Origin of the sequence: Paracoccus marinaquae (genome assembly GCF_018860165.1) — a bacterium.
Classification (GTDB): Bacteria; Pseudomonadota; Alphaproteobacteria; order Rhodobacterales; family Rhodobacteraceae; genus Paracoccus; species Paracoccus marinaquae.
Map to the genome: position 1 here is coordinate 35,945 of NZ_JAHKNG010000003.1, position 18,089 is coordinate 54,033.

Genomic DNA, 18,089 nt, shown 5'->3' on the forward strand with positions numbered 1-18,089 from the left:
TTACCGTCCCAGAATGAAGGCGCGCGGGTTACGTTCGATCATCCGCGCCAGCGAGCCGAAGGAGGCGGTCGCCCGGCGCATCTCGCGCAGCACATTGATGGCTTCGTCATTGAAGGCCGAGCGCGAGCCATAGGCGGCAAGGACCGCATCGGCGCGGGTCGCAGTCGCCTGCAGCCGCTGGAGCAGATCGGGCAGTTGCTGCACGGATCTGGCGATCTCGTCGGCGGCGACGCTGGCCGAATCCAGCGCCCGGTTCAGACTGCCCGCGGCATTGCCGTCGCGCAGATCGTTCAACAGGCCCGAGGCCGCCTTCAGCGTCTCGGACAGGTTGCGCGGCAGTTGTTCGGCATCCTCGCTGCCCAGCATGGCGCGCAGATCGGCCAGAATCCCCTCGGCCTGCGTGCCGATGGCGGCAAAATCGACCTGCTCGACCGAGGCCGAGGTGGTCTCCAGCGCCTCGAAGATGCCCGGCAGCCGGTCCGCGACCTCGTTCAGCTTGCCGGCCAGTTCGCTGGCCGATGCCAGCGCCGTCCCGGCGTTGCCGGCCGCATCCGCCTCGCGGAATTTCTGCATCAACTGGCTCAGGTCGGCCATGGCGGTCCGTGCCTCGTCGATGGTGCCGCGCAGGCTTTCGGGGATGGCCCGGGTTTCCTGCGAACTGGTCAGCGCGGTGATGCTGTTCATCATGTCGGTGGCGGATTGCAGCGCCTCTTCGATGGGCAGGTTGCCGATCCGGTCAAGAAAGCTCTCGGCGGTCTGGCTGACATCCGAAAGATCGCCATCGATCGCCGGAATGATCGGATAGGGGGTGGCGGCTAGGTCGATCTGCGCCTCGGGGGCATCGTCGATGCTGACCAGCTCGACGATCAGCGAACTGCCAAGAAAGCCCGCGCTGGCAACGCGCGCGCGCAATCCGCTGTTCACCGCCTCGACCAGAAATGCCAATGCCTGTTCGGGCGTGGCATCGGACGCAAGGCCCAGCCGGGTCGGCGACAGCGCGATCGTCACCTCCTGCAGGATCTCCGAGCTTTCGTTGTCCTCGTCAAGCCAGACGGCCAGATCGGTCACCTTGCCGACGCTGAGGCCCTGAAACTGGACATCGGCGCCCTTTTCCAGACCACGCACGCTGTCGGCGACCAGCATGGTCAGGCGCAACTGTCCGGCCTGATCGCTGGTGAACAGGCTGTTGCGGGCGGTATCCTCGTTCGGCTGGACGGCAAAGACCTGCCCGCGCTCGATCGGCCTGCCGCCGCTGACCAGCGTGTCGAACGCCACCCCGCCCTGCAGCAGCGAGGCCAGCGAGTTCACGTTGAACGAAACGCCGCGCGCGCCCAAGGACAGCGAAAAGCCCGAAATGTCCCAGAAGACCGTGGCGCTGGTCAGGCGCTGGTCATGCGGCGCCTCGACAAAGGCATCGGCAACCACGGAATCGCCGCTTTCGGACAGCCGCAGATTCTCCATCCGGCCGACCTGGATGCCCCGGAACAGCACCGGGGCGCCTTCCTGCAACCCACCGCCCTTCTCGAAGGACAGCTGGAACCGGGTTCCCTTGGTATCCTCGCTGACCAGCGGTGGACGGTCGAGGCCGACGAATTCGGTCTGCGGCGCGCCGATCTGGTCGTCCCAGAAGCCCTCGATGAACGAGCCGGTCAGTACCGTGTCCAGCCGGGTCACACCCTGCGCCGAGACCTGCGGCCGCACGATCCAGAAGGCGGCCTGATCGTCGATATACTGGGCCACGCTCTGATCGACGCGGACCTCGACCACGACCCTCGACAGATCCGAGGTGAAGCGCGCCGATTCCGCCTGTCCGACGGTGATGTCGCGAAAGCGCAGCTTGGTCTCGCCCGGGGTGATCCCGGTCGCGTCGGCGAATTCGATCTCGATCAGCTTGCCGCGCCCGGAATAGGTGTTCCACGCGATCGCCAGCGTCACCACCAGGGCAACGATGGGAACCAGCCAGATCAGGCTTATCCCGGCCAGAGCGGCGCGGGCGGCCGTCTTGCGCGCGGGGCTTGCCGGTTTCAGCGGCGGCGGCGTCTCGGTCATTGTTCGTCTGTTACCCTGCTCGTCAGTCCTCGGTCCGGCTTCGCAGCGGCAAGCCACGCCAGATCAGCCTCGGATCGAAACTTTGCGCAGAAAGCATGGTGAAGGCAACCGAGATCGCGAAAGCCGCCGCCGCCGGGCCGGGATGGATCGAGACGACGAAGCCCAGTTGCACCAGTGCCGACAGGATCGCCACCACGAACACGTCGATCATCGACCAGCGACCGATGAATTCGACCACCTCGTAGATCTTCAGCCGCGTATGCGCCTGCTCGACGGTGGCGGGCCTGCCGGCGACGATGGCCAGCCAGGCGATCGAGATGAACTTGGCGACGGGAACGACCACCGAGGCGAAGAACACCACGGCGGCGATGTCGTAGCTGCCGTAATGGATCAGTTCCAGCACACCACCGACAATCGTCGATTCGCTGCTGCCCTTCAGCCCGCCGAAGGCCTGGGTCCGCATCATCGGCATGAGGTTCGCGGGAATATAGGCGATCAGGCCGGCAAGCCACCACGCCCAGACCGCCTGCAATCCGCTGCGGTCGGGCTGCACCAGCCGCGAGCCGCAGCGGGCGCATTGCCTTTGCCCCTTCGGCCAGACGCGGCCGCAGCGACGACAGCCCATCAGGCCGGCACGATGCGCGGTCAGGACGGGGCCGCCATGGGAATGCTCGCTCATGCCTCGGGCGCCCCGATCATGCGGTGCGTATCCGTCGGCAGGCCGGCATCCTCCATCGCATCCCAGATCGTCGTGTGGCACATGAAGCTGCGCGAGGCGAGGTTGACCAGGATCAGCGCCCCGAAGGCCCAGAAGGCCGGCCCCAGATGCACCGTCACCATGCCCACGATCTTGACCAGCGCGACCGATGTGCCGATCAGGAAAATCTCGGCCATCGACCACGGTCCCAGGATTTCGTACCAGCGAAAGGCCGCCGGGGCATGGCGATGGGGCGGGCGGCCCTTGACCAGCGGGACCAGCGTATAGACCAGCAGAAAGGCCCGCAGCACCGGCAGGCCGACGATCACCAGCAGCACCGCCACCACCAGCGGCAGCAGCATGCCCTCGGCGAAGGCCAGCGCGACGCCGAACAGCGAGGTCTGGTTGCCAAAGCTCAGCCGCGAGATTTCGAGGAACGGAAAGAAGACCGCGCCCATCAGCAGCACGACCGAGGTGAAGCTGAGCGCGATCAGCTGGGTGAAGGCACCGCCGCGCGGCTTGGCCAGAACCGAGCCGCAGCGGACGCAGCTTGCGGTTTCGCCGCCCTTCAGATCCTCCTCGACATGCAACGCATCACAACGAGGGCAGGCGATCAGGCCCTTGCCGGTCTCAATGTCATGGATTGGCTGATGCTGCATGGCGTCAAGATAAGCCGCAGGGGCGGCGGCGCAAGCACCATCTCAGTCGCTGGCACCACCGCGCGCGGCCGAGGTCAGCACGACATTGCGCGCCGCAGCATCGGCCATCAGGCTGGCGGGCTGGATGCGGAACCGCAGCCGCAGAACGAAGGCGCCGTCCTCGATCCCGCTGTCGGCCCGGCCCTCCAGCTGGGTCGAGAAGGCCTCGGTCAACTGACCGCCAAGGCCCGTGCCCTCGTGATGGGGGGCCGTGTCTCCGACAGAATTGGCGATCTCGAGCGCACCCTGACCGGGCGCGGGCGAGGTCAGCGAGACGCGCACCCAGGGCCGGCTGCCGGATGGGGCGCCCGCATATTTCAGCGCATTGGTAAAGGCTTCGGTCGCCAGCAGTGACAGCGGCACCGCCTGATCGGGCAGCAGGATCATCGGCTCGATCTGCGTCTCGACCCGAAGATCGCTGCTCGGACCGACCGAGGCGTTCACCATCTGGTTGATGATATCGCCGATCAGCCGGTCGGCCTCGACCGCGTCCAGATGCTCGGCCTGATAGAGATTGCGATAGATCGTCGCCAGCGCCGCGACCCGGTCCTGGACCGAGCGCAGCACCCGCCTGGCATCGGGATCGTCGATCATCCGCACCTGCATGTTGATGATCGAGGCGATCAGCTGAAGATTGTTCTTCACCCGGTGATGGACCTCCTTCAGCAGCACCGTCTTTTCGTTCACCGCCGCTTCCATCGCCTCCTCGTCGCGGATCAGGATCCGGGCCATGTTGTGGAAGGTCTGGCTGACATCGAGGATCTCGGTCGGCGCATCGGTCAGCACCGGCGGCGGCTCGCTGCGGTTGCCGATGGCGAAACGGCGCATCTGCCCACGCAGAACCGTGATATGGCGCAGGACCAGCCGGAACACCGCGAAATAGGCCACGGCCAGCGATACCAGCCAAAGTGCTGCGGGAAACAGCACCGCCCCGAACCGCGACAGTTGCAGCAGGTTGACGCCGGCGATCTGCGGGCTCCAGCTGCCCAGCGCATAGACCAGCCCCGGCACCACCGGGACGACGGTAAAGACCCGCATCTCGCCGCTGTTCGCACGCGCCCGGAAGGTGGTCTCGTTGCGCGACAGCAGGCTGAGCAGCGTGGTTCCGGCCGGCAGGATATCCGGGGCGGCATCCTCGTCGGTGCTGTCCGTGGTCAGGATCTCGCCGCGATTGTTGAAGGTGACGATGCGGGCGCCTTCGGTGCCGAACTGGACGGCATGGGTCGAGCGCAGCAACTCGCGGGTCAGCGAGACGGCGACATAGCCCAGCAATTCGCGGTCGCGGTAAAGCGGCAGCATGACCTGAACGACCGGCCTCGTGCCGACCACGCCGCGATCCAGCCGAGTAAACAGCATCGCCGGATTGGCGATGAAGTCCCGATAGGCGGGCGTATGCCGCATGTCGGTGCCCCGGCCCTCATCCGCACCGGACGAGCACTGGCTGAGACCATCCATGGGCACGAAGCCGGCATGGGTATAGGTGGCGCTGCGTTCGATGAAATTGCGCATCAGATCGGCGCAGACCCTGGGCCGGTCGAGCGTTTCCAGCACCGTCGGCCCCAGCGCGTCGGCGGATCCCAGCGCGCTCAGCAGCAGGGCGCGTTCGCCGGCGGCAGCCGAGGCGGTGCGGCCCAGCAGGGCGATCTCGGCGCTGCGCTCGGCCTCGCGCGACAGATGCAGGTTCTGAACCAGCGAGATCAGCCCGATCGGCAGGATCGCGACCGACAGCAACGCACCCAGGCGAAAGCCCAGGCGCCGGGTGAAATCCAGCCTGTCGCGCAGCCGCCGAAGCACGAAACCCGCCGCCTAGCGCGCGATCGTATGCGGCGAGGCCATGACCGCCAATGTCGCGCTGTCGGTCATGTCCAACTCGTCCGCGCTTTCCAGTTGCAGCAACTCGGCCAGCCGGCGCCGGCCGCGATTGGCGCGCGATTTCACGGTGCCGACGGCAACCCCGGTCATCTCGGCGGCTTCCTCGTAGGAAAAGCCCGAGGCGCCGACCAGGATCAGCGCCTCGCGCTGTTCATCCGGCAACTGCCGGAAGGCCACCCGGAAATCGCGCAGCGCCAGCCGGCCGTCATGTTCGGGCCGGGTGGCCTGACGCCCGGCATGGATGCCGTCGCTGTCGCTGACCTCGCGGCGGGTCTTGCGGCGGGCCGAATAGAAGGTGTTGCGCAGGATCGTGAACAGCCAGGCCCGCAGGTTCGTCCCGGGCTGGAACTTGTCCATGTTGGTCCAGGCCTTGACGATGGTGTCCTGAACCAGATCGTCGGCCGAGGCCCCCTCGCGGGTCAGCGACAGGGCAAAGGCGCGCAGCGCCGGCAGATGATCGACAAGCTGGTCACGCGGATCTGTCGTCGGGGTTCTGGTCATGAAGCTAGCCTAGCGCCTTCCGGCAAGGGTTTTGTGTCATTCCTTCTCGCGCAGTTGTTTCAGCAGTTCGAGAAAGCGCTCGGGAATCTGCTCGGTGACATCCTGTTCATACACCCGCCGCAGATTCTCATCGATCTGCCTTTCCACCGCATTCCGGCGGCTGTCATCCTGCTTCGAAATCATCTTCCCGCCAATCCCGACCGAACCTCGCGCCTGCCATGCAACCTTTCCGGCCGAAGGAAAGTTCCCCTGTGACTGGGAAAACCGAGGAACCGACAATGGCATCTGCCGACCTGTCCGAATCGATCGGGCGCGAACTTCCCTATCTGCGCCGCTATGCCCGGGCGCTGACCGGAAGCCAGCGCGCCGGAGACAACTATGCCGCCGCGACGCTAGAGGCGATCCTCTGCGACCGTTCGGTGATGGAGGGGGCCGGGAACGCCCGCATCGGGCTGTTCCGCGCCTTTCACGCGATCTGGCAGAGTTCCGGTCAGCCGGTCGAGCCGGGCGAGGCCCCGCGCGAGCGGCGGGCACAGGACCTTCTGCGGCGCCTGACCCCGAATTCGCGCGAGGCGCTGCTGCTGCACACGATCGAAGGGCTGCGCCATGACCAGATCGCCGAGGTCATGCAGATCGAACCGGCCTCAGCCCGGGATCTGGTGCGGGTGGCGCTGGACGAGATGGGCCAGTCGCTGCGCGGCAGGATCCTGATCATCGAGGACGAGGTGATCATCGCCATGGACCTAAAGGGGATCGTGCAGGCGATGGACCATCAGGTGACCGGGATCGCCCGGACCCATGCGCAGGCGCTGGACCTTGCCGGGCAGCAGCGGCCCGATCTGATCCTGGCCGATATCCGGCTGGCCGATGGCTCGTCCGGGATCGACGCGGTGAACGAGTTGCTGTCCGATCTGGGCGATATTCCGGTGATCTTCATCACCGCCTTCCCCGAACGCCTGCTGACCGGCGACCGGCCCGAGCCGGCCTTCCTGATCTCCAAGCCTTACGGCGAGGAACAGGTGCGTTCCGCCGTCAGCCAGGCAATGTTCTTCGCCTCGACCGAGGGCATGGAGGCCTGAGCGCCGAGGAACCCGCCCGTCATGCCCGGATCGCCTGCCGCGCCGCCCGCGCGGCGCGGACCCGGCGGCGGCGGGCCAGTTCGACATTCATCAGCGCGCCCAGCATGACCGAGAAGCCGGCGAGATAGAACCACATCAGCAGCGCGACGACGGTGCCGATCGAGCCATAGATGCGGTTATAGCTGTTGAAACTGCCCAGATAGGCGGAAAAGCCCACGGAAGCAGCGCCCCAGAGGACCGTGGCGAAGAACGCGCCCCAGGTGAAGATCGGGGTGCGCGGCGTCTTCACGTTGGGACCATAGCGATAGAGGATGCCGATCCCGAGGATCACCAGAACGAACATCGCGCCCCAGGGCAGGGCCGTGACCAGCCAGGCCCTGACCGGCGCGATGACCATGAGGTTCAGGACCAGCGGAACGATGACGATGGTGGCCAGCCCGGCCAGCGAGATGCCGACGATGGCCAGTGTCAGCCCATAGGCCAGGATGAAGGCGAAGACCGTCGAATGCGAGCGCACCCCGTAAGCCGCGTTCAGCCCGCGCACCAGGGCGTTGACGCCGGCGCGGGCGGATATGGTCGCGACCATGAAGGACAGAAACGAGGTCCATCCGATCGAGGTGCGGCCCCCCGCCGTCAGCGATCGGATCTGGGAATCGACGATCTCGGCCGCGCCCTCGGGCAGAAACTCGTTCGCCACATGCACATAGGCCATGATCGCATCGGGATCGAACCACAGGCTCCACAGGGCGATGATCGCGGCAAGGCCGGGAAAGACCGCAAACATGGCGTAGAAGGCCACGCCGGCGGCGATCAGGCCCATGTGTATCTTGTCCATCCGCTCGAAAATCGCGGCCCAGAAACTCAGGAATTCGCGGAACAGTCCCAGCATGCGCCCCCGTTCACCTTCGCCCGCAGCATGTGCCGCGCGCCGCCGGGGCGCAAGCCCGCTTACGTCACTGGCCGTAACGCGCCCAGATCGCCTCGGCGCCCAGCCTTGCCACGAATTCGGCATGGGCCTGCGCCTCGGCTTCGGTCAGGCGCGGCGGCAATGGTGCCGGGCGGGTCGCGCGTGGCCCGGCCTGACCGCCCGCGCCGCCGCCCGCCGAGCGGCCGGGCTGATCAAGAACCAGATCGGGCTGGCGGCCGCCGATCAGTTCCAGATAGACCTCGGCCAGAAGCTCGGAATCGAGCAGGGCGCCGTGCAGTTCGCGGCCGGAATTGTCGACGCCAAAGCGGCGGCAGAGCGCATCCAGCGATACCGGCGCGCCGGGAAACTTGCCGCGCGCCAGCGCCAGCGTGTCCAGCGCGCGCGACCAGGGCAGATGCGGGCGTCCGGTCCGTTTCAGTTCGGCATTCAGGAACTTCATGTCGAAGCTGGCATTATGGATCACCAGCCGTGCGTCATCCGCGATGAAATCCATGAATTGCTGCACGATTTCGGCGAATTTCGGCTTGTCGCGCAGGAAGTCATCGCCAAGGCCATGCACCTCGAACGCCTCCTGCGGCATCGGCCGTTCGGGGTTGATATAGACATGGAAGGTCCGCCCCGTCGGCAGATGATTGACCAGTTCCAACGCGCCGATCTCGACGATGCGGTCGTCCTTCTCGGCGTCAAAGCCGGTGGTTTCGGTGTCCAGAACGATCTCACGCATCTTCGGCAATCTCCCTGACGATCCCCTCGACGGCCTGCCGCGCGCCTTCCAGCGTGTCGGTCGGAATGATCCAGTCGGCGCGGGCGCGCTTTTCGGCATCGGGCATCTGCCGCGACAGGATCATCTGCAGGGTCTCTTCGGTCATGCCCGGCCGGGCCATGACGCGGGCGCGCTGCGTTGCCGCATCGGTCGAGACGACCGCCACCCCGTCCAGATGCCGTTCACCGCCGCCCTCGAACAGCAGCGGGATATCCAGCACGACCAGCGGCCGTTGCCGGTGCCGCCGGATGAAATCCACCCGATCAGCAGCCACCAGCGGATGCACGATGGCTTCCAGCCGGCCCAGGGCGGCCGGATCGGCGGCAAGGGCGGTCTTCAGGGCAGCGCGATCGATGGCGCCGTCCTGCAAGGCCCCGGGGAAGGCGTGCGCGACCGGATCGACCGCCGCACCGCCCGCGGCATAGAGACGATGCACCGCCTCGTCGGCATCCCAGACCGGATGACCCAGATCGCGGAACATCTGCGAGGTGGTCGATTTTCCCATGCCGATGCTTCCGGTCAGGCCAAGAAGATAGCTCATCCCAGCACGATCCGGCGGGTTTCGTCGTCAACTTCGGGGCGCTGGCCGAACCAGCGCTCGAAGCCGGGGGCGGCCTGATGCAGCAGCATGCCCAACCCGTCGACAACGCGGCAGCCCCGCGCCCGGGCCTCGGTCAGAAGCGGGGTCATCAGCGGCGTATAGACCAGATCGGTGACCAGAGCCTCGGGCGACAGCGCGTCCAGCGGCACCCGCAGCGGCGGCTTGCCCTCCATCCCCAGCGAGGTCGCGTTCACGACCGTTGACGCCCCGTCCAGCATGTTGCCCGCCTGCGCCCAGTCATAGACGACCAGTCTTGCGCCGAATTCGGCCCTGATCTGCTCGGATCGCAGGCGGGTGCGGTTGGTGATGCGCAACTCCTTCACCCCGCTGTCGAGAAGCGAGGCCACGACCGCCCGGGCTGCGCCACCCGCGCCGATCAGCACCGCCGGCCCGGCATCCGGCTGCCAGTCCGGCGCCTGCTGCCGAAGATTGGCGATGAAGCCGTAGCCATCGGTATTGTCCGCATGAATCTTGCCGTCCGGGCGAAAGATCAGCGTGTTCGCCGCCCCGATCAGCGCCGCGCGGTCGGTCACGGTATCGGCCAGCGCCAGAACCGCCTCCTTGTGCGGGATGGTGACATTGATGCCGACGAAACCGGCCCGCGGCAGGACCCGCAGCACCTCGGCCAGGTGCTCCGGCATCACCGGCATCGGGATATAGTGGCCGGCAAGCCCATAGCGCCGCAGCCAGTGGCCGTGCAGGCGCGGGGACCGGGAATGGGCGATGGGCATGCCAATGACCCCGGCAAGCGGCGCGTGTTTCGGGGCGATGGGCATGTCGTCGGTCATGGAAATGGTCTTGGCTGGCTTCCGGTGCGTCAGACTAGGCCGGCAGCCGGCGGGAAAAAAGGCCCTCGCGGAAGAAGCTGTGGATAATTCGGTGGGAAGTGCGTGGGATCACCTGTGGTCAGAACGGGCATGACCGGGAAGGGTCAGAATTCCGGGTTGGACAAAACGGGAACGTCGGTCGGCCATCCACAAAGGGACAAGACCTCGCCTCGGATCCGGGAATCTGTGGACAGTTCGGTCAGCCACCATCTCTCCACAGAGATATCCACAATTCAGTTTGTTGAAAACAAACAATGTTATGGCTTATTTGGCGGATATCCGCCATTTTGCCCACAACCCGCCCCGTTGGGGATTTCCGGGTGACAACCGACGCGATCCCGATGTCCACAGGCCCTACTGCAACATCATTCCTTTTTCTTTTCTTTTTATTTAATTGAAGTCCGTAACGAGGATGCGATGACCGATCTGCTGGCGACGATCTATCTCTATGTGAAGGCCTTCCATGTGATGGCGGTGATGTCGTGGATGGCCGGCCTGTTCTATCTGCCACGCCTGTTCGTCTATCACGCCGAACGGGGCAAGACCGACCAGGAACCTGCCGCCAGCCTTGTCATCATGGAGGACAAGCTGCTTCGGCTGATCATGCGGCCGGCGATGATCGCGACCTGGCTGAGCGGGATCGGCCTGGTTCTGACCCCGGGCGTCGTGGACTGGTCGATGCTCTGGCCCTGGGTAAAGGCTCTCTGTGTGCTGGGCATGACCTGGTTTCACGGCTGGTGCGCGACCGAGCGGCGCGGGCTTTCGGCGGGTACCTCGCGCGGTGGACGACACTATCGGCTGATGAACGAGGTTCCGACCCTTCTGATGATCGGCATCGTTCTGTCGGTGATCGTCAAGTATTGAAGCCAAAGATTGACTCGCGGGCGGTTCGTCCTTATCTGGCTGGTCAACCCCGGCCGTCCGGTGCGGGAATCCCCGAAAGACAACATCCACAGAAAGCCATGCAGGCGACGTGGTGCATTGGTGACAATCCATGAATGAAGAACGTCTCAACCTGTCCGATCTGAAGCTCAAGAGCCCGGCCGATCTGCTGTCGATGGCCGAGGAATGGGAGATCGAGAACGCCTCGACCATGCGCAAGGGCGAGATGATGTTCTCGATCCTGAAGGAACATGCCGAGGAAGGCTGGGATATCGGCGGCGAGGGTGTCCTCGAGGTCGTGCAGGACGGCTTTGGCTTCCTGCGGTCGACCGAGGCGAACTATCTGCCGGGTCCAGACGATATCTATGTCAGCCCCGACATGATCCGGCAGCACAGCCTGCGCACCGGTGACACGGTCGAGGGCGTGATCCGCGCGCCGGGCGAGAACGAGCGGTATTTCGCGCTGACCCGGGTCGAGCGGATCAATTTCGAGGAACCGGAAAAGGCCCGCCACAAGGTCGCCTTCGACAACCTGACCCCGCTTTATCCGAATGAGCGGCTGAAGATGGAGATCGAGGATCCGACCATCAAGGACCGCAGCGCCCGGATCATCGATCTGGTCGCACCGGTCGGCAAGGGGCAGCGCTCGCTGATCGTGGCGCCGCCGCGGACCGGCAAGACGGTGCTGCTGCAGAACATCGCCCATTCGATCGAGAAGAACCATCCCGAATGCTATCTGATCGTTCTGCTTATCGACGAGCGGCCGGAAGAGGTCACGGACATGCAGCGCAGCGTCCGCGGCGAGGTGATTTCCTCGACCTTCGACGAACCGGCCAGCCGGCATGTCGCGGTCAGCGAGATGGTGATCGAGAAGGCCAAGCGGCTGGTCGAGCATAAACGAGATGTTGTGATACTTTTGGATTCTATCACAAGACTTGGTAGGGCGTTCAATACCGTGGTGCCCAGCTCGGGCAAGGTCCTGACCGGTGGTGTCGATGCGAATGCGCTGCAGCGGCCCAAGCGGTTTTTCGGCGCGGCGCGGAATATCGAGGAAGGCGGCAGTCTGACCATCATCGCCACGGCGCTGATCGATACTGGCTCGCGGATGGACGAGGTCATCTTTGAAGAGTTCAAGGGCACTGGCAACAGCGAGATCGTCCTGGATCGCAAGGTGGCCGACAAGCGGGTCTTCCCGGCCATGGATATCCTGAAATCGGGCACCCGGAAGGAAGAACTGCTGGTCGATGCGAAGGACCTGCAGAAGACCTATCTGCTGCGCCGTATCCTGAACCCGATGGGCACGACGGATGCAATCGAATTCCTGATCTCGAAGCTGAAGCAGACCAAGACGAATTCGGAATTCTTCGATTCGATGAACGCCTGACGGGGCAGTTATGGATCTTGTCTTTGCCGAAGCCACCCCGAGCGGTCGGGGTGGCGTTTCGGTCATTCGTCTCAGCGGACCGGGATCACGCCGGGCGGCGGAACGGTTGGCGGGGGACTTGCCGCAGCCGCGCCATGCCTATTTCCGAACCCTTCGCGACGGGCGGGAAGAACTGGACCAGGCGCTTGTACTGTGGTTCGAGGCAGGTTCAAGCTTCACCGGCGAAGAGGTGGCCGAACTGCATCTTCACGGGGCGCCGGTGGTCGCGCGCCGGGTGGGATCGGCGCTGGCGGCCTTGGGCGCGCGACCTGCCGAGGCCGGAGAGTTCACCCGCCGCGCCTTTCTGAACGGCCGGATGGATCTGGCCGAGGTCGAGGGTCTGGGCGATCTTCTGGAGGCCGAGACCGACGCGCAGCGCCGGCTTGCCCTGCGCGCCGCCGGCGGTGAACTGGGCCGCAAGGCAGACGGTTGGCGTGAGATGCTGATCCGGGCCGGGGCGCTGGTCGAGGCCAGCGTCGATTTTGCCGATGAGGAGGTGCCGGACGAGGTTCCCGATGAGGTCTTCGACCTTCTGCGGCGCCTGACCACGGATCTGGAACAGGAAATATCCGGTTTCCGGGCCGCCGAGCGGCTTCGGACCGGTTTCGAGGTGGCGGTGATCGGTGCGCCGAATGCCGGAAAGTCAAGCCTGATCAACCGGATTGCACGGCGCGAGGTGGCGCTGGTTTCGGATATCGCCGGGACGACGAGGGATGTGATCGAACTGCGTCTCGATCTGCGGGGGCTGGCGGTGACGTTGCTGGACACCGCAGGTCTGCGGGCAACGGAGGACCATGTCGAAGGCCTGGGTGTCCGGCGCGCGCGCGAACGCGCGGAAGCGGCCGACCTGCGGCTTCATATCTCTCCTGAAGGGCATGTCGATTCCGCGCTGTGGCGCGATGGTGATATCCTGGTGCGCAGCAAGTCGGACCTGATCGCGCAGGGGGATGGGCTCGCTGTGTCGGCGCTTTCGGGCGAGGGGATCGAGGGTCTTCTTGCAGAGCTTCATGACCGGCTTGCCCTGTGTGTCGCCGGGGCGGGGATCGTCAGCCACGAGCGGCAGGCGGCAGCCCTGCGCGATGCGCGCGATGCTCTGGCGGGAGTGTCTGATCTGCCCCCCGAACTTGTTGCCGAAATGATACGTCAGGCCGCCGCGTCGCTGGACCGGCTGGTTGGCCGAATCGGTGCGGAAGAGTATCTGGATGTCATCTTCACCTCCTTCTGCATCGGAAAATGAGGAGTGTTTCACGTGAAACATTATGACGTCATCGTCATCGGCGGCGGGCATGCCGGGATCGAGGCCGCCGCCGCCGCTGCGCGGATGGGGGTCAGCACCGCCCTTGTCACCATGCGCCCCGAGGATCTGGGCACGCTCTCGTGCAATCCGGCCATCGGCGGCTTGGGGAAGGGCCATCTGGTGCGAGAGATCGACGCCATGGACGGCGTCATGGGCAGGCTGGCAGATCAGGCCGGCATTCAGTTCCGGCTGCTGAACCGCCGCAAGGGACCGGCGGTTCAGGGGCCGCGCGGGCAGATGGACCGCGCGCTCTATCGCGCCGCCGCCTTTGACCGACTCTCGTCTCAACCGAACCTGACGCTGGTCTATGGCGAGGTGTCGGCCCTGACCGGCGAGGGTCGGTGGATCGACGGCATTGTGCTTGCCGACGGCACATCGTTTTCGGCCGGCGCGGTCGTTCTGACCACCGGCACCTTCCTGAACGGCGTCATCCATATCGGCGATACCCGCCGCGAAGCCGGCCGTTGGGGTGACCGGGCGTCGAACGGCCTTGCCGATTCGCTGCGCCGGCTGGATCTGCCCCTTGGCCGGCTGAAGACCGGAACGCCGCCGCGACTGGATGGGCGCAGCATCGACTGGTCGCGCCTTGAGATGCAGCCGGGGGACGATGCTCCGGTGATGTTCTCCTATCTCAGCACGGCGCCCACGGTCGCGCAGATCGCCTGCGGCATCACCCATACCAATGAAGCCACGCACCGGATCATCCGCGAGAACCTGTCGCGCTCGGCCATGTATGGCGGGCAGATTTCGGGGCGGGGTCCCCGCTATTGCCCTTCGATCGAGGACAAGGTGGTCCGCTTTGCCGACAAGAGCTCGCACCAGATCTTTCTGGAACCCGAGGGGCTGGACGATCACACCGTCTATCCCAACGGCATCTCGACATCGCTTCCGGCCGATATCCAACAGGACTACGTCCGCTCGATCGGCGGGCTGGAAGAGGCGATCATCACGCAGCCGGGCTATGCGGTGGAATATGACTATGTTGACCCGCGCGCCCTGGACAACAGCTTGCGGTTGCGGGATGCGCAGGGGCTGTATCTTGCGGGCCAGATCAATGGCACGACCGGCTATGAAGAGGCGGGCGCACAGGGCCTCGTGGCGGGACTGAATGCCGCCCTTGCCGCGCAGGGCCGTGATCAGATCACCTTCAGCCGCACCGACAGCTATATCGGGGTGATGATCGACGATCTCACCACGCGCGGCGTCAGTGAGCCCTACCGGATGTTCACGTCACGGGCCGAATTCCGCCTGACCCTGCGCGCGGACAATGCGGATCAGCGCCTGACTCCGCTTGCGCTCCGGCTGGGCTGCGCGGGCGATGAGCGTCGTCAGCACTTCGCCCGGCGGCAGGATCGGTACATGGCGGCGCGGAAGATGACCGAATCGCTGCGCTTTTCGCCAACCGAGCTTCAGCGCGCCGGCATTCATACCCGACTGGACGGGCAGCAGCGCTCGATCTTCACGTTGCTGGGTGGCACGGACATCTGCGCGGACAGGCTTGCCGGCCTGGTGCCGGATCTGCTGGATCTGCGTCCCGAGACGCTGCAGCAACTGCGGAATGACGCGCTTTATCACCAATATGCCGACCGGCAGGCCCGCGACGCCGAGATCCTGCGCGCGGATGAGGCGATCGATCTGCCGCAGGACCTCGACTATGCGCGGATTTCTGGCCTCTCGGCCGAGTTGCGCGCGAAACTGACGGCCGCACGCCCTGCGACGCTGGCGGCCGCCGCTAAAATTGAGGGCATGACCCCGGCGGCGCTGACGCTGCTTGTGGCCATGGCGCGCGCGGGGCGCCGCAGCCGCGCATGAGCTTCAATGTTTCACGTGAAACAGAGCAGCGGCTGCAGCTCTATGAGGCGCTGATCCGGCGCTGGAACCCGCGCATCAATCTGGTGGCGCCCTCGACCCTGCCGGATCTCCGCCAGCGCCATATCGAGGATTGCCTGCAGATTGCCCGCCATGTCACCCCGGATGACGGGCTGTGGGTCGATCTGGGCAGTGGCGGCGGCCTGCCCGGGCTGATTCTGGCCATCGCCTTTGCCGATCGCCCGACCCGGTTTCTGATGGTCGAAAGCGATCAGCGCAAGGCCGCTTTTTTGCGCAGCGCGATCCGGGAACTGGATCTTCCGCGATCATCGGTGCTGTCGTCCCGCATCGAAGCCGCCGATCCGCTGAAAGCTGCCTATATTTCGGCCCGGGCGCTTGCCCCGCTTGCCCGCCTTATGCCATATCTGGGAAAACACTTGGCAGACGACGGGCAGGCGTGGCTGATGAAGGGCGAGCGGTGGCAGACCGAGCTTGATGAGGCTCGACAGGCATGGCGCTTTGCACTCGAAAGCCATGACAGCATCACGCAGCCCGGCGCCGCAATTCTCAAGATAAGCGAGGTTTCGCATGTCTGACCACAATATCGTGGCCATCGCCAACCAGAAGGGCGGGGTTGGCAAGACCACCACCGCGATCAACCTTGGCGCCGCGATCGCCGATCTGGGCCATCCGACCGTGCTGATCGACCTCGATCCGCAGGGCAATGCCTCGACCGGCCTCGGCATCGATCCGGAACTGCGCGAAAGGACCGTCTACGACCTTCTCGCCGGCCCGGAATCCCTGCAGGACTGCGCCATCGCCACCAGGATCGAGAATCTGCGCATCGTCCCGGCAACGCCCGACCTGTCCTCTGCCGATGTCGAACTGTCGCAGGCCCAGGACCGCACGCGGCTGCTGCGGCGCAAGCTGCAGGCGGCGCCCAAGGGAAGCATCGTCCTGATCGACTGCCCGCCGGCGCTTGGCCTCTTGACGGTCAACGCCATGGTCGCCGCCGACAGCGTTCTGGTCCCGCTCCAGGCCGAGTTCTACGCCCTCGAGGGCCTTTCGCAGCTGCTGACCACGGTCAAGCAGGTCCGCCAGACCGCAAATCCGGATCTGAGGATCAACGGCATCCTGCTGACCATGTCGGACTATCGCAACAACCTGTCGCAGCAGGTCGAGGCCGATGCCCGCGCGACCCTTGGCGATCTGGTCTATCCCACGGTCATCCCGCGAAATGTCCGGGTGTCCGAGGCGCCCTCGCATGGCCAGCCGGTGCTGAACTACGACCCGCTGTCCAAGGGCAGCGCCGCCTATCGTCAATTCGCGTCGGAATTCGTGGCGCGGCTCAAGCTCGTTCCGGAGGAGGCCTGAGATGTCTGACAGCAAGCTTGCCAAGCGCGGGTTGGGCCGCGGCCTGTCGGCCCTGATGGCCGACATGGACCTCGCCACCCCGGCGCCGACCGCGCCCCTGCGCGACCGCACCATGATCCCGATCGAGCAGCTGACCGCCAACCCGGATCAGCCGCGCCGCAGCTTTGACCCCGAGGCGCTGCAGGAACTGGCCGATTCGCTGCGCGCGCGCGGCGTCCTGCAACCGCTGATCGTGCGCCCGCATCCGCGCGACCAAGGGCTCTACCAGATCGTCGCCGGTGAACGCCGCTGGCGCGCGGCGCAGATGGCCCAGCTGCACGAGATGCCGGTCATCATCCGCGACCTCAGCGACACCGAGGTGCTGGAAGTCGCCATCATCGAGAATATCCAGCGGGCCGATCTGAATGCGATCGAAGAGGCGGCTTCGTTCCGGCAATTGATGGATCGTTTCGGGCATACGCAGGAAAAGCTGGCCGAGGCGCTGAACAAAAGTCGCAGTCATATCGCCAACCTGCTGCGGCTGCTGAACCTGCCCGATCAGGTTCAGGATCTGGTCAAGGACGGCAAGCTGTCGGCCGGCCATGCCAGGGCACTGATCACGGCGCCCGACGCCGCCCAGCTGGCCCGCAAGGTGATCGAGAAGGGGCTGTCGGTGCGCGAGACCGAGGATCTGGTCCGCAAGCTGTCCCAGCCCGATGCGCCGCGCGCGAAGCCGGCGCCGCGCAGGGCGGAAAAGGATGCCGATACCCGCGCGCTCGAATCGGATCTGTCGGCGCATCTGAAGATGGGGGTGTCGATCGCCCATTCGGGCATGGATGGCGGCACTCTGACGATCAGCTATCGCGATCTCGACCAGCTGGATGCCCTGTGCCAGCTTCTGGGCGGCCATCGCTGATCTTGTGGTAACCTAGGCTACAACATCAATATATAGGTACTCAGGCCGCCGGTCGCGTGACGATGAACAGGCCGATCACGGCGCAGACCGCGGCCTGCGCGATCACCAGCCAATGCGGCAGGCCCAGCCACAGGGTCAGGACGACCCCGAAGGCCATGGCCACCACCGCCCACAGTTTCGCCAGCGGACTGATCGCGCCGCGCTCCTGCCAGGCCCGGACCGGCGGGCCATAGGTCGGATGATCCAGGATCTTCTGCCGCAGCCGGGGCGAGCTGCGGGCAAAGGCCCAGGCGGCGACCAGCAGGAAGGGCACGGTCGGCATCACCGGAAAGGCGATGCCGATGACCCCGAGGCCAAGGAAGATTGCGCCGATCAGGAACCACAGGTTGCGCAT

The 18,089-nt window shown here is 65.4% G+C and carries 19 protein-coding genes; 8 read left to right on the top strand and 11 right to left on the bottom strand.

Going from position 1 to position 18,089, the window contains the following annotated elements; translation table 11 throughout:
- From KNW02_RS02840 to KNW02_RS20815, 6 genes are read right to left on the bottom strand one after another with little or no spacing between them, the layout of a single operon-like run.
- Entirely contained in the window at window positions 1–2,049 is a 2,049-nt protein-coding gene (locus tag KNW02_RS02840) for a PqiB family protein (RefSeq protein WP_216031751.1), read from the bottom strand.
- A 22-nt stretch (window positions 2,050–2,071) separates the two neighbouring features.
- The gene (locus KNW02_RS02845; RefSeq protein WP_216031752.1) at window positions 2,072–2,728 is read right to left on the bottom strand and encodes a paraquat-inducible protein A; all 657 of its coding nucleotides are present in this window, start codon (window positions 2,726–2,728) and stop codon (window positions 2,072–2,074) included.
- Window positions 2,725–3,405 carry a paraquat-inducible protein A gene (locus tag KNW02_RS02850; protein WP_216031753.1) on the bottom strand — a complete coding sequence of 227 codons (681 nt, stop codon included), beginning with the start codon at window positions 3,403–3,405 and terminating at the stop codon, window positions 2,725–2,727. Before KNW02_RS02850 ends, KNW02_RS02845 begins: the two co-directional genes overlap by 4 nt.
- A gap of 42 nt (window positions 3,406–3,447) precedes the next feature.
- Entirely contained in the window at window positions 3,448–5,238 is a 1,791-nt protein-coding gene (locus tag KNW02_RS02855) for a histidine kinase dimerization/phosphoacceptor domain -containing protein (RefSeq protein ID WP_216031754.1), read from the bottom strand.
- 12 nt (window positions 5,239–5,250) lie between these two features.
- Window positions 5,251–5,817, bottom strand: a complete 567-nt coding sequence (locus KNW02_RS02860) for an RNA polymerase sigma factor (protein WP_216031755.1) — start codon at window positions 5,815–5,817, stop codon at window positions 5,251–5,253.
- Window positions 5,818–5,853: 36 nt separating this feature from the next.
- Complete coding sequence (locus tag KNW02_RS20815; protein WP_252733401.1) at window positions 5,854–6,102, bottom strand: NepR family anti-sigma factor; 249 nt, start codon at window positions 6,100–6,102, stop codon at window positions 5,854–5,856.
- On the opposite strand from KNW02_RS20815, the gene KNW02_RS02870 reads away from it, so the two are divergent.
- A complete protein-coding gene (locus tag KNW02_RS02870; RefSeq protein WP_216031756.1) occupies window positions 6,096–6,896 on the top strand; it encodes a response regulator in 801 nt (266 codons plus the stop codon). The two genes, KNW02_RS20815 and KNW02_RS02870, sit on opposite strands and share 7 nt — an antisense overlap.
- Before the next feature lie 19 nt (window positions 6,897–6,915).
- Here KNW02_RS02870 and KNW02_RS02875 read toward each other — a convergent pair whose 3' ends face one another.
- From KNW02_RS02875 to KNW02_RS02890, 4 genes are all read right to left on the bottom strand, one after another.
- Complete coding sequence (locus tag KNW02_RS02875) at window positions 6,916–7,785, bottom strand: YihY/virulence factor BrkB family protein (protein ID WP_216031757.1); 870 nt, start codon at window positions 7,783–7,785, stop codon at window positions 6,916–6,918.
- A 64-nt stretch (window positions 7,786–7,849) separates the two neighbouring features.
- Entirely contained in the window at window positions 7,850–8,548 is a 699-nt protein-coding gene (gene dnaQ, locus KNW02_RS02880) for a DNA polymerase III subunit epsilon (RefSeq protein ID WP_216031758.1), read from the bottom strand.
- Window positions 8,541–9,128, bottom strand: coding sequence for a dephospho-CoA kinase (coaE, locus tag KNW02_RS02885; RefSeq protein WP_216031759.1), 588 nt, complete (start codon window positions 9,126–9,128; stop codon window positions 8,541–8,543). Before coaE ends, dnaQ begins: the two co-directional genes overlap by 8 nt.
- Entirely contained in the window at window positions 9,125–9,964 is an 840-nt protein-coding gene (locus tag KNW02_RS02890; protein ID WP_431356736.1) for a shikimate dehydrogenase, read from the bottom strand. Before KNW02_RS02890 ends, coaE begins: the two co-directional genes overlap by 4 nt.
- Window positions 9,965–10,432: 468 nt before the next feature.
- On the opposite strand from KNW02_RS02890, the gene KNW02_RS02895 reads away from it, so the two are divergent.
- The 7 genes from KNW02_RS02895 (at window position 10,433) to KNW02_RS02925 (ending at window position 17,695) form a co-directional block, all read left to right on the top strand.
- Window positions 10,433–10,879, top strand: coding sequence for a CopD family protein (locus KNW02_RS02895; RefSeq protein ID WP_216031761.1), 447 nt, complete (start codon window positions 10,433–10,435; stop codon window positions 10,877–10,879).
- A gap of 130 nt (window positions 10,880–11,009) precedes the next feature.
- The gene (gene rho, locus KNW02_RS02900) at window positions 11,010–12,281 is read left to right on the top strand and encodes a transcription termination factor Rho (protein ID WP_216031762.1); all 1,272 of its coding nucleotides are present in this window, start codon (window positions 11,010–11,012) and stop codon (window positions 12,279–12,281) included.
- Window positions 12,282–12,291: 10 nt separating this feature from the next.
- The gene (gene mnmE, locus KNW02_RS02905; RefSeq protein WP_216031763.1) at window positions 12,292–13,557 is read left to right on the top strand and encodes a tRNA uridine-5-carboxymethylaminomethyl(34) synthesis GTPase MnmE; all 1,266 of its coding nucleotides are present in this window, start codon (window positions 12,292–12,294) and stop codon (window positions 13,555–13,557) included.
- A 12-nt stretch (window positions 13,558–13,569) separates the two neighbouring features.
- The gene (gene mnmG, locus KNW02_RS02910; protein ID WP_216031764.1) at window positions 13,570–15,429 is read left to right on the top strand and encodes a tRNA uridine-5-carboxymethylaminomethyl(34) synthesis enzyme MnmG; all 1,860 of its coding nucleotides are present in this window, start codon (window positions 13,570–13,572) and stop codon (window positions 15,427–15,429) included.
- Window positions 15,426–16,022, top strand: coding sequence for a 16S rRNA (guanine(527)-N(7))-methyltransferase RsmG (gene rsmG / locus KNW02_RS02915; protein ID WP_216031765.1), 597 nt, complete (start codon window positions 15,426–15,428; stop codon window positions 16,020–16,022). The genes mnmG and rsmG overlap by 4 nt, the downstream gene beginning before the upstream one ends.
- The gene (locus KNW02_RS02920; protein ID WP_216031766.1) at window positions 16,015–16,800 is read left to right on the top strand and encodes a ParA family protein; all 786 of its coding nucleotides are present in this window, start codon (window positions 16,015–16,017) and stop codon (window positions 16,798–16,800) included. Before rsmG ends, KNW02_RS02920 begins: the two co-directional genes overlap by 8 nt.
- 1 nt (window position 16,801) lies before the next feature.
- Window positions 16,802–17,695, top strand: a complete 894-nt coding sequence (locus KNW02_RS02925) for a ParB/RepB/Spo0J family partition protein (protein WP_216031767.1) — start codon at window positions 16,802–16,804, stop codon at window positions 17,693–17,695.
- A 40-nt stretch (window positions 17,696–17,735) separates the two neighbouring features.
- Here the strand turns inward: KNW02_RS02925 and KNW02_RS02930 are convergent, their stop codons facing one another.
- On the bottom strand, window positions 17,736–18,089 hold the full coding sequence (locus KNW02_RS02930; RefSeq protein WP_216031768.1) for a YbaN family protein: 354 nt from the start codon (window positions 18,087–18,089) through the stop codon (window positions 17,736–17,738).

Bases quoted from the DNA above. Each gene is read 5' to 3' on its own strand.
- KNW02_RS02840 (WP_216031751.1), bottom strand. From the start codon at position 2,049: ATGACCGAGACGCCGCCGCCGCTGAAACCGGCAAGCCCCGCGCGCAAG.
- KNW02_RS02845 (WP_216031752.1), bottom strand. From the start codon at position 2,728: ATGAGCGAGCATTCCCATGGCGGCCCCGTCCTGACCGCGCATCGTGCC.
- KNW02_RS02850 (WP_216031753.1), bottom strand. From the start codon at position 3,405: ATGCAGCATCAGCCAATCCATGACATTGAGACCGGCAAGGGCCTGATC.
- KNW02_RS02860 (WP_216031755.1), bottom strand. From the start codon at position 5,817: ATGACCAGAACCCCGACGACAGATCCGCGTGACCAGCTTGTCGATCAT.
- KNW02_RS02870 (WP_216031756.1), top strand. From the start codon at position 6,096: ATGGCATCTGCCGACCTGTCCGAATCGATCGGGCGCGAACTTCCCTAT.
- KNW02_RS20815 (WP_252733401.1), bottom strand. From the start codon at position 6,102: ATGCCATTGTCGGTTCCTCGGTTTTCCCAGTCACAGGGGAACTTTCCT.
- KNW02_RS02875 (WP_216031757.1), bottom strand. From the start codon at position 7,785: ATGCTGGGACTGTTCCGCGAATTCCTGAGTTTCTGGGCCGCGATTTTC.
- dnaQ (WP_216031758.1), bottom strand. From the start codon at position 8,548: ATGCGTGAGATCGTTCTGGACACCGAAACCACCGGCTTTGACGCCGAG.
- coaE (WP_216031759.1), bottom strand. From the start codon at position 9,128: ATGAGCTATCTTCTTGGCCTGACCGGAAGCATCGGCATGGGAAAATCG.
- KNW02_RS02890 (WP_431356736.1), bottom strand. From the start codon at position 9,964: ATGCCCATCGCCCCGAAACACGCGCCGCTTGCCGGGGTCATTGGCATG.
- KNW02_RS02895 (WP_216031761.1), top strand. From the start codon at position 10,433: ATGACCGATCTGCTGGCGACGATCTATCTCTATGTGAAGGCCTTCCAT.
- rho (WP_216031762.1), top strand. From the start codon at position 11,010: ATGAATGAAGAACGTCTCAACCTGTCCGATCTGAAGCTCAAGAGCCCG.
- mnmE (WP_216031763.1), top strand. From the start codon at position 12,292: ATGGATCTTGTCTTTGCCGAAGCCACCCCGAGCGGTCGGGGTGGCGTT.
- rsmG (WP_216031765.1), top strand. From the start codon at position 15,426: ATGAGCTTCAATGTTTCACGTGAAACAGAGCAGCGGCTGCAGCTCTAT.
- KNW02_RS02920 (WP_216031766.1), top strand. From the start codon at position 16,015: ATGTCTGACCACAATATCGTGGCCATCGCCAACCAGAAGGGCGGGGTT.
- KNW02_RS02925 (WP_216031767.1), top strand. From the start codon at position 16,802: ATGTCTGACAGCAAGCTTGCCAAGCGCGGGTTGGGCCGCGGCCTGTCG.
- KNW02_RS02930 (WP_216031768.1), bottom strand. From the start codon at position 18,089: ATGCGCAACCTGTGGTTCCTGATCGGCGCAATCTTCCTTGGCCTCGGG.